10 protein-coding genes are annotated in these 8,433 nt (G+C 60.4%); 1 reads left to right on the top strand and 9 read right to left on the bottom strand.

Going from position 1 to position 8,433, the window contains the following annotated elements; translation table 11 throughout:
• Positions 1–134: 134 nt before the first annotated feature.
• The 5 genes from NKI41_RS02500 to NKI41_RS02480 all read right to left on the bottom strand — a co-directional run bounded on the left by NKI41_RS02500 (position 135) and on the right by NKI41_RS02480 (position 3,686).
• The gene (locus NKI41_RS02500) at positions 135–656 is read right to left on the bottom strand and encodes a carboxymuconolactone decarboxylase family protein (protein WP_352449835.1); all 522 of its coding nucleotides are present in this window, start codon (positions 654–656) and stop codon (positions 135–137) included.
• Between the two features lie 266 nt (positions 657–922).
• Positions 923–1,570, bottom strand: coding sequence for an HD domain-containing protein (locus NKI41_RS02495; RefSeq protein WP_352681194.1), 648 nt, complete (start codon positions 1,568–1,570; stop codon positions 923–925).
• A 51-nt stretch (positions 1,571–1,621) separates the two neighbouring features.
• Entirely contained in the window at positions 1,622–2,023 is a 402-nt protein-coding gene (locus tag NKI41_RS02490) for a cupin domain-containing protein (RefSeq protein ID WP_352449836.1), read from the bottom strand.
• Between the two features lie 46 nt (positions 2,024–2,069).
• Entirely contained in the window at positions 2,070–2,828 is a 759-nt protein-coding gene (locus NKI41_RS02485; protein ID WP_352449837.1) for an SDR family oxidoreductase, read from the bottom strand.
• 66 nt (positions 2,829–2,894) lie between these two features.
• On the bottom strand, positions 2,895–3,686 hold the full coding sequence (locus tag NKI41_RS02480; protein ID WP_352592496.1) for an alpha/beta fold hydrolase: 792 nt from the start codon (positions 3,684–3,686) through the stop codon (positions 2,895–2,897).
• A gap of 371 nt (positions 3,687–4,057) precedes the next feature.
• On the opposite strand from NKI41_RS02480, the gene NKI41_RS02475 reads away from it, so the two are divergent.
• The gene (locus NKI41_RS02475) at positions 4,058–4,285 is read left to right on the top strand and encodes a DUF680 domain-containing protein (protein ID WP_352681192.1); all 228 of its coding nucleotides are present in this window, start codon (positions 4,058–4,060) and stop codon (positions 4,283–4,285) included.
• Between the two features lie 266 nt (positions 4,286–4,551).
• Here NKI41_RS02475 and NKI41_RS02470 read toward each other — a convergent pair whose 3' ends face one another.
• The 4 genes from NKI41_RS02470 to NKI41_RS02455 form a co-directional block, all read right to left on the bottom strand.
• Complete coding sequence (locus NKI41_RS02470; protein ID WP_352505173.1) at positions 4,552–5,301, bottom strand: glucose 1-dehydrogenase; 750 nt, start codon at positions 5,299–5,301, stop codon at positions 4,552–4,554.
• Positions 5,302–5,829: 528 nt separating this feature from the next.
• Positions 5,830–6,813, bottom strand: a complete 984-nt coding sequence (locus NKI41_RS02465; protein ID WP_502901193.1) for an alpha/beta fold hydrolase — start codon at positions 6,811–6,813, stop codon at positions 5,830–5,832.
• A gap of 556 nt (positions 6,814–7,369) precedes the next feature.
• Complete coding sequence (locus NKI41_RS02460) at positions 7,370–8,053, bottom strand: response regulator transcription factor (RefSeq protein ID WP_031211078.1); 684 nt, start codon at positions 8,051–8,053, stop codon at positions 7,370–7,372.
• Positions 8,043–8,432: a response regulator gene (locus NKI41_RS02455; RefSeq protein WP_352470617.1), complete on the bottom strand. Its 390-nt coding sequence runs from the start codon at positions 8,430–8,432 to the stop codon at positions 8,043–8,045. Before NKI41_RS02455 ends, NKI41_RS02460 begins: the two co-directional genes overlap by 11 nt.
• Position 8,433 lies beyond the last annotated feature (1 nt).

The raw sequence follows: 8,433 nt of genomic DNA, 5'->3' as shown, positions 1-8,433 counted from the left end.
CCCGCGCGCGCGCGCGGGGGGGCGGGGCGGGGGGGGGGGGTGGGGGTCCGTGGTGGGGCCGCGGGGGGGGGCTTGGTGGGCGGGCGGGTCATTCGCGCGCCAAACCCGCCCCCATTCTCCCCCGATTCCAAAGATTAGCTCAGTGCTGCTTTGCTCAGGCCAAACTTCGCATCGCCCGAGCCCGGGACGGGTTTGAAGCCGATGTTCAGACGGTTCCAAGAGTTGACCGCCATGACAACGAAGGTCAGATCGGAGATTTCCTTCTCGGAAAGCTGCGACCTGACCCGATCGTAGATCTCGTCGGGGACACCCTGCTCGGGCAGCTTGGTCAAGACTTCCGTCCATGCCAAGGCTGCGCGCTCGCGAGGAACGAACAAGGTCGAATCCCGCCAGGCTGCCAGGTGGTAAAGGCGCAGTTCGCGCTCGCCATGGATCTTCGCCTGTTTGACGTGCATATCGAGGCAGAAGGTGCACCCGTTCAGCTGCGCGGCTCGGACTGCAACAAGGTCGCGGATTGGCTCTTCGATCGACCCCTCTCGCGTCGCACCAAGAAATTCAATAAATTTCTTCAGAAGTTCCGGCGACTGCTCCGCATAACTCGCGCGTTGGGCGACGGCTTTTCCTTTCGGAGCGACCGGTGGCGCTGCAATATTCATTACTTATCTCCTTGAGGTGTTTGCAATCCATTGCACCGTAAGGATGACCGGTGAGACGAACTGTTGCTATCGTGCCGATGATATGTATTGCCACTCGATTGGGTTGGGGCGCCTAAACCGAAGTATAGGAGGTGGAAATTGGCACCTGACCGCTGCCCTCGGCAATTCGCTTTGCCGCATGCATCCGACAGACGCACAGCGTTTGGGTCACTTGAAGGGCAAGGCTGAACCGACCGGTGTCGATAGAACCTGGATCGAAACTGCGTTCACTCTTCAAAGGGAGCGTTCATCACAAGATCAACTGCCGAAGTCGCCTTGTAGCCTGAAACAAAGCGCTCGCCGAAGTCCCGGGCAAAGTTGTCGTAGGTGGTTTCGGGCCTGATCTCGGCGATATGGCAAAAGCATCGCGTCATCCGCCGCTTCATCCCGAGGCGCGGAAATTCGCCAACGATCTTTGCAATCTCGGCTGACGAAACGAGGCTGTATTGCAAGCCGACGACATCGAGGCAGATGCCGGCTGTGCACAGCGCCACCTCAGCCTCCTTGTAGAGGCCAATCGACGGCGTCGAGTTGAGGGCGACGCTGTCCCAGATCAATTGGGCGCGCCGCTCGTCGAAGCCGCCCTCCCGAACGAAGGCGCGGGCGAGATCGGCGCCTTCCACTTCGAAACGGCGCGGCCCGGCGAAGTCCTCATTGAGCGTGACGTCATGCAACAGGGTTGCAACCGCAACAACCTCCGCGTCGTGCTGGATATTCTGAATCTGTCCGATCCGGGCCGCGAAAAGCCAGGATCGGACCACGTGGTTGAACAGGTAGGGTTCACATCGAGCGCGGGCATGTTCGATCGCTCGGCCAACAAGCGGAGTATCGGGGACCAAAATCCCCGCAAGTGTGCGGATGGCGATCGAATTCATGTCACTGACCGTCCCTTCGCGTACGCCCCGATGGTCCTGGGGGCTACGATTTCATTTCGCGTTCGTCGTCAGTTCCGTCTCGCTGGTGTCGACGACGAAAATAGCAAGCAGACGAGCGCCTTCCGTCTTGCTGGCGTTTTCGCTGACGGCATGACGGTCGCCAGGGAATTCCGAGAAACTCTCGCCGGCGCGATAAGTCTTCACCGGCCCGTCGTTGACCTGGCTTCGGATCGCCCCCTCCAGGACCGTGGCATAGATGAACGCGGATTTGGGATGGGTATGAGCCGGCGACGTACCCCCAGGCGCGTACTCGACGAGCACGGCTTTCATGCTCTTGCCGGGCACGTTTGGCAGAGCCTGGTCGTAGACAAGCTTCACGCTGGCGGCGTCATTGGCCATTGCTGCGGTGACGGAAGCGGAGGTGAGCGCGGCGCAGAGAAGTGTTTTGATCATGTCTGGTCTCCTTGTTGTGCGAATGGCGGGCCTATCCGATGACTACTTACTTCGGTGGTGTGTATCGGCTGAGCCAATCATCGAAACGCACGGCGCCGATGCGCGCGTTCTCGCCGGGCACCAGCGTTCGATCGTCGATTGCCACTTGGCCGTAGTAGAGCGCGCCAGGATCCGGGACGACTTTACGCGGGTCGTTGGTGGCCTTCAGGAAGCGCTCGACAAGTTCGCTCATGCGAACACGCTCCGGGCCGGCAATTTCGATCATGCCATTCAACGGCGCGGCAAGCGCGACGTCCGCCATCGCATCGGCAACATTATCAGCCGCCATGGGTTGGAAGTAGGCCGGCGACATATGAATGGTATCCCCGACGGCGCCCGTGTTTGCGATGGCGGCGGTGAATTCGAAGAATTGAGTGGCGTGAACGATGGTGTAGGGAATTCCGGACTCCCTGATCAGCTTTTCCTGAAGCAACTTGCCGCGGAAATAGCCCATGCCCTGCAGCCGGTCGGTACCGACGACCGACAGCGCCACGTGATGACGGACGCCGGCGGCCGTTTCGGCGGCAAAAAGATTACGCCCGGATGCCGAGAAGAACTCCAGGGCAGCCTTTTCCTCGAACGACGGCGAGTTCGCGAGGTCGACGACGACCTGCGCACCGGCAAGCGCGGCCGCCAGACCCTCTCCCGTAACGGTGTTGACGCCCGAATTCGGCGACGCCGCAAGTACGTCGTGGCCTTTGTTTCGCAGTCTCTCCACGGTCTTTGAACCGATCAGCCCGGTTCCGCCGATGACGACGATCTTCATGTCTAGTCTCCTGGTGTTGCGTGTCTATTTTCGTTGCTCGATCGGATGCTGGGCGTTTCCGGCCTGCTACTGACTGACCGATGCAGCAGCATCCTCGATGAGTGACGTGACCTCGTCGGGATGCGAAACCATGAGCGCATGGGACGCACCCTCGATGACGACGGTCTTTACCGCGTGCGCACGCTTGGCCATGAAGCTCATGACGGCTGCCGGGATGTTACGGTCATCCGAGCCGTAGATCATGTAGGACGGCAGCGTCTTCCATGAGGCGACGCCCGAGGCTTCAGCCAGAGCCGCCTGCGCAACAGGGCGTTGAGTGGCAGCCATCAGCAAAGTCTGCTCTTGCGGAACGTCGGCGGCGAACTGCGCGCGGAACTTGGCCGGCTCGATGAAGAGGTCTTGTCCGCCGTCCGGCAACGCGACTGGAGCAAGCGCGCTCCCCAAGGTGCTGCCGGGAAACATGCTGGACAACGTAAGGCTCGATTCGCCGGTATCCGGCGCGAAACCCGCCACGTAGACCAACGCCTTCACATTGGGATTGCCATTGGCGGCCTCGGTGATGACGGGCCCGCCATAGGAATGCCCCACCAGCACGACCGGCCCGGAAACCGACCGGACGATGGCTGAGACTGCTTTCGCATCGCTGGCAACGCCGCGGAGCGGATTAGCTGCGGCTATCGCCACATAACCGTCTTTGCTGAGCTTGGTGATGACTGCATCCCAGCTCGACGATTCCGCGAAGGCGCCGTGCACCAGTACGATCGTCGGCTTGGGCTGAGAATTCGCGGCCTGCGCCATCCCGCCGCCCGACGCGGCAAGCGCTGCGGTGAGGGCCAGGACTCGAGTTATGTTTCGCATTTGCTTTCTCCCGTGTCGCCTGTGGTGACCAATGCTCAGGAGAATGCGCCGACGCAGCCCGCCAACCTATTGTGCGGAAGGGTCTGTCATACAATGCCAAGGTGCAGGGTAGGTCACCGGGGAGATCAGGTGCCCTGCAGCATAATTGAGGTATCTATGCCGGGTGTGCATTGTCGGCGGTCGCCGGAACAGACACTGAGGGCGCGCCGCAAAGCCTCCTCTCGTCAACGACATAGTCCCTGGCCTTCGGCCTGAATCGCCCAATGCCTTCGTATGGATCAAACAGCCGGACCGTCTGATCGTGTCGCTGCGTCACGACATTTATATTTGTATGGGTGAATACCATCCAAGCCATCAATGGAGTTACTGAAATGAAAATGACAGTCCTTGCTGTCGCCGTGCTTGTTATTACAGCAGGAAGCGCCACTGCCGGAAGCGACCACTATGGATCAAACGGATCCCAGCAGCCTGCGACTGCGTCTTACAACATGTATACATCCTCGATCAAAAAAATGAACAATGATATCCGGGTGCCGAAAACCGTACGCAAGCCGACTGTTCCCAACGATGAATATGGCCAGGGCATCTGGGGTCACTGATCCCGACCTACAGAAAATTGAAGGACCGGGGCGAGACCTCGGTCCTTCCGCCGTATCGGCGAGCCGACTTCTCTCTTGCGCGTCGATCCCTGCAATGCGACTTGCTGCTTACGTGGCTCAATTTGCGCCACGTCGACAAAACGTCTCGCCTCCGACCTATTTGGCGCGACTCGTGCGGCAGCTTCCCGGAAAATCGTCTTGAGGAAGACCGATTGCTCAGCCATTTATTCGGAAGTGTATTGGCGCGACGACTTCGCAGTCGTGGCTCAGAGCACTGCCATCCCGCCGTCGACCCGCAGATTGATGCCCGTTACGAAACTACTCGCGTCCGAGGCAAGGAACAGGGCGGCTTTTGCCAACTCTTCCGGCTGCCCCATCCGGCCCAGGGGTATTGCCTCTGCCATCGCCTTTTCAAACAGCCCGCGCTGCTCAAACGGTATGCCCAGCTTATCGAGAATAGCCGTATCCACCGGACCTGGGCTGAGCACGTTGACCCGGATGCCGCGAGACTTCAGTTCGATCGCCCAAGCGCGCGCAAAGGCATTTATGGCCGCCTTCGAGCCCGCGTAAACAGCATGACCGTCCAGAACCTTCTCGCTGGCCAGCGAGCCTGTGAGGATGATTGCGCCGCCATTCCGCATGATCGGAATCAGCTTCTGGACGCCGAAGAAGACGCCTCGCGTATTGACGGCAAATTGCGCATCATATTCCGCCTCGGAGACGTCGGCCGAGTGCGTGATGGTGTTTATGCCGGCGTTCGCCATATAGATGTCGAGCGCCCCGAACCTCTGGCGGATCTGTTGCGCTACCTCGTCATGGTGCGACACGTCGGCCACATTTCCCTGAATGCCCAGCGCGCCTGCCCCGATCTGTGCGACCGCTTCCTCGACCGCCTGCCGCCGGCGGCCGGTAATGACGACTTGCGCGCCCTCGGCCGCAAAGATTTTTGCAGCCGATAGTCCGATCCCGCTGTTTCCGCCGGTGACCACCGCGATCTTGCCTGATAGTGCGCCCATTTCGTTCCTGTCTTCGAAAAATAGCGCCGGTGCTGCTGCGATAGTCGCAACTGCTGGCCAAGAAAATTTCACGCCGAATTGAGACCGCCAAAATGAGCGGCAATCGCAAACGGCTACCGATTGATAAACTCCCGGCGCTTAGCCAGTTTGACGTTTTGGAGGAGCGCTTTGGCCTTCAAGGCAGAACAAGCGCGCGGCGGCGACCCCCGACAGCGCGACGTAGTGTCGAACGCCGGCGATCGCCTCCGCGCTGCACAGGCGAAGTTGCCCGAATGGCAGCCGTGGCGCAGCATATGTTTTTCGCGCCTTTGCCAGCGCTCCAGCTCGATGGCGCAGTGGTTCGGTTCCACAATCCGGGACATGAGCCGACAGAACCGGCATTCAGGCCACCGCTCGGCTATGCGAGCGCACAAGGTTTGACCTAGCGCGCCACCCGAAATGCGGTTCAGGGCGCGCGAAATATTGCCAAAGGTGGTCATCGGCGGCTCCAAGGATTGCGGAGAACATGCGGTCGTGACTGAGGGTGTGCTATCCTTTGATGAAGGCGAGCAGGTCAGCATTGACCTGATCTTGGTGCGTGGCCGTGATCCCGTGGGGCGCGCCGGGGTAATAGATATCCTTTGCGCCTTTGATCAATCGGGCCGACTTGACTGCCGAGTCCTTGACGGGGACGATCTGGTCGTCTTCGCCATGCAGGACGAGGGTTGGCACGTCGAACTTCTTGAGGTCCTCGGTAAAATCGGTCTCGGAGAACGCCTTGACGCTTTCGTACGCGTTCACGAGACCCGCCTGCATACTCCAGAGCCAGAACTGATCCAGAGTCCCCTGGGAAACCTTGGCGCCTGGCCTGTTCGCGCCATAAAACAACGGTGCGAGGTCCCGGTAGTACTGCGACCGATCCTTGACGAGGCCAGCCCTTATGCCGTCGAATACCTCGATCGGCAGGCCTTCCGGATTGGCCGGCGTCTTCACCATGATCGGCGGAACAGCGGCGATAAGAACAGCCTTGGCCACCCGCTTCGTCCCGTGCCGTCCGATATAGCGAGCAACCTCGCCTCCTCCGGTCGAATGGCCGACCAGCGTGGCGTTCCGGAGATCCAGCGCCTCAATCACGGCTGCAAGATCATCCGCATAGCCGTTCATGTCGTTGCCGGACGTGGCCTGGCTCGATCGGCCATGGCCGCGCCGGTCATGCGCAACGACGCGAAAGCCGTTATGGGCAAGAAAGAGCATCTGGCCGTCCCAGGCGTCGGAATTCAGCGGCCAGCCGTGCGAAAACGTGACGACAGGACCCTTGCCCCAATCCTTGTAGTAGATTTCGGTGCCATCCTTGGTCGTGATGGTGCTCATCGTCTTGGTTCCTTTGATTGAGGGGGAAGAGGGAAGGTTTTGTTTTCGGCTCGTTGCCGAAGCAGCGCGGGGCAGTCCGGCGGCTGCCGTACAGATCAGGCCTGCCAACATGACATCGCGGCGAGATCCGCCGACGGAGAAAAGTCCGTCTTTGTTCATCATGTCCATCCATGTGCTTTGAACATCCTGCTCACCATCACGACCGTCGAGTCGGCCTGAGCGGTCGCGTTCGGGGAGGAGCGAGCGAGGAGCGGTAGAAACGCGACGGTCGTGATGGCTTGCGAGGAACAGGATGCACCGATCCGGGCCGCGAACCTACTCTACGGAGGCATCTGTCATACGATGCCAAGGTGCAGGGCAGGCACGCCGAAGATAGGGCCGGGCTAAGGCAAGCTCTTATAGACACACGTCAATTAGGCTTGGATAGCGGCGCGGGGACCGACGCGGCATGCCGGCGTCAGTTGCTGTTGCATGAAATGTTGCGAGTTTGTCGGTCAGGCTGGCGCTGCCAAAGAGCGCCGCTCAGTAGTAACCGATGTTTGGCGCGGGCCTTGCCGCGAAACACCAAACAGGACCACCGATGTACATCAGGATCACCCGCAGCAGCACGAGCGTATCAACAGGCAGGAAGGCCTGGGCGCGCTGAGAAAGCACCTGAAATGGCCCGGCGCGCCGGGCGATCCTATTGGATGGGGCATGGATCGGCTTGTGCCAAATTCTAGACCTCGCGCATCGGCGCGGGCAGCGTTTCCCACGCCCGGATCAGCTCACCGATGGAAGCGGCTTCCATCTTGCGCATGACATTGCCGCGGTGAAGCTTGACCGTCACTTCACTGATGCCGAGGTCGAAGGCGATCTGCTTGTTGAGGCGCCCGCGCGCCACTTCACGCAGGACCTCGCGCTCGCGCGGCGTCAGCGTCTCGACGCGCTCGATGTTGCGCTTGACGATCACGGCATCCGCCCGCCGCTTGGCATCCACCGCAATGCCGGCGATCACAGCGTCAAGCAGCGTCTGATCCCGCACCGGTTTGGTGAGAAAGTCCACGGCGCCGGCCTTCATCGCCTGGACAGTCATCGGGATGTCGCCATGCCCGGTCAGGAAGATGATGGGTTTGGGGTTGCCGTTTTTCGCAAGATGGTGCTGCAGATCGAGACCGCTCGTCCCTGGCATGCGCACGTCGAGGATCAAGCAGCCGGGGCTCTCCAACACGTCGGCGTCAAGCAATTCACGGGTTGAGGTAAAGCACACCGGCAGGAAACCCGCCGACAGGATCAATTCAGACAGCGCCTCCCGAACAGAGGCATCATCATCGACAATAATGACCAGCGGCTGCTCGGCTTCAGCCCTTCGCTGCTGTGATGACGGCGTCGATCTCGGTAAGGGCAATTGGTCAACTCTCATGTTTAGCCTCCGTTTCTGGGTTGCGCAAAGCGTCGCCGATCGCCGCAAGCAGTGCCTGGCCATCGAACGGCTTGCGGAAAAGCCTGCCAATGCCCTTGGCGCGGTGCTGATCCACTATCTCGTGGCGGCCGGTGATCAGGAACACAGGCAGATCCGGACGCGCCTTCTTGACCAAGTCGCGAAGTTCAAAGCCGTCCATGCCGGGCATCCCGATGTCGGTGATAAGCATGTCCAATCCAGACAGGCCGCTGACCAGTAACGACCCTGCCGACGAGAAGCTGCGGGCCACATAGCCGGCGGACTCCAGAAGGTCCTCCAGCGACTCGAGCAGCCTTGGGTCATCGTCGACAATCGCCACGACAGGCCTCCGCTTGCTCACC

Source organism: Mesorhizobium sp. M0601, assembly GCF_040320845.1.
Taxonomy (GTDB): domain Bacteria; phylum Pseudomonadota; class Alphaproteobacteria; order Rhizobiales; family Rhizobiaceae; genus Mesorhizobium.
The sequence above is the reverse complement of the archived record's forward strand: the minus strand, read 5'-3'. Positions and strand labels throughout refer to the sequence as shown.